Origin of the sequence: Xenorhabdus sp. KJ12.1, from assembly GCF_963876495.1 — a bacterium.
GTDB classification, from domain to species: domain Bacteria; phylum Pseudomonadota; class Gammaproteobacteria; order Enterobacterales; family Enterobacteriaceae; genus Xenorhabdus; species Xenorhabdus stockiae.
The window spans coordinates 1-794 of record NZ_CAWNQH010000011.1; the positions used below are offsets into that span (position 1 = coordinate 1).

The window sequence follows — 794 nt, forward strand, 5'->3', positions numbered from 1 at the left end:
TGTTTCAGGTGCGCACCCTGAAAGACAGTCAGGGCAACTACCTGTGGCAGCCGGGCCTGCAACTGGGGCAACCTTCCGCCTTGCTCGGCTACGGTATTGCCGAGAATGAGCAGTTCGCCGATTTGGGGGCAGGTGCCGTGCCAATGGCGTTCGGGAACTTCAAACGTTGCTATACCATTTTAGATCGTCTTGGGGTACGTATGCTGCGCGATCCCTACACGCACAAACCGTTTATTCACTTCTATACCACCAAACGGGTGGGTGCTCTGCTGGTGGACAGCAACGCCGTGAAATTGCTGAAAACGGCAGAAGGTAAGGCGTAATTATCAGGAGTTCATATGCCATTCCCCTCTTTGGATCTGCTCAGGCAGCAGTGCCGACTCGACAGTGATAACCCCGCCGACGATGATTTATTAAACACCTATTCCCGTGCCGCCATCAAACGTACAGAAAGCTACCTGAACCGTCGCCTGTATGAGAGCGCGGTACCGGAGGATGATCCCGATGGCCTGCTCGTGACCGATGATGTGGCACTGGCGATTATGTTGACCGTGGGATTCTGGTATGACAGCCGGGACGGCCAGTCATTGCCGCTGGGCTTTCAGGCCTTGCTGGAACCCTATCGTTTTATTCCGTTATAGGAGAATCACGATGAAAGTAGGAGAACTGCGTCATCGCATCCGGTTACTTCGTCCGGTTATCCATCGGGACGAACTGGGTGCAGAAACGTTCAGCCACAGTGCTGTTATCACCGTCTGGGCAAAAGCCGAGGCCGTGTCCAACCGAAAGCTCCG

3 protein-coding genes are annotated in these 794 nt (G+C 54.5%); all 3 read left to right on the top strand.

Annotation, left to right across the window (positions count from 1 at the left end; genetic code table 11):
* A partial coding sequence (locus AACS92_RS02100; RefSeq protein WP_099112037.1) for a phage major capsid protein occupies positions 1–323 on the top strand: 323 nt, incomplete at its 5' end.
* A gap of 15 nt (positions 324–338) precedes the next feature.
* Positions 339–641: a head-tail connector protein gene (locus AACS92_RS02105; protein ID WP_099112038.1), complete on the top strand. Its 303-nt coding sequence runs from the start codon at positions 339–341 to the stop codon at positions 639–641.
* Positions 642–651: 10 nt separating this feature from the next.
* On the top strand, positions 652–794 hold a 143-nt coding region (locus tag AACS92_RS21810; protein WP_445286131.1), incomplete at its 3' end, for a phage head completion protein.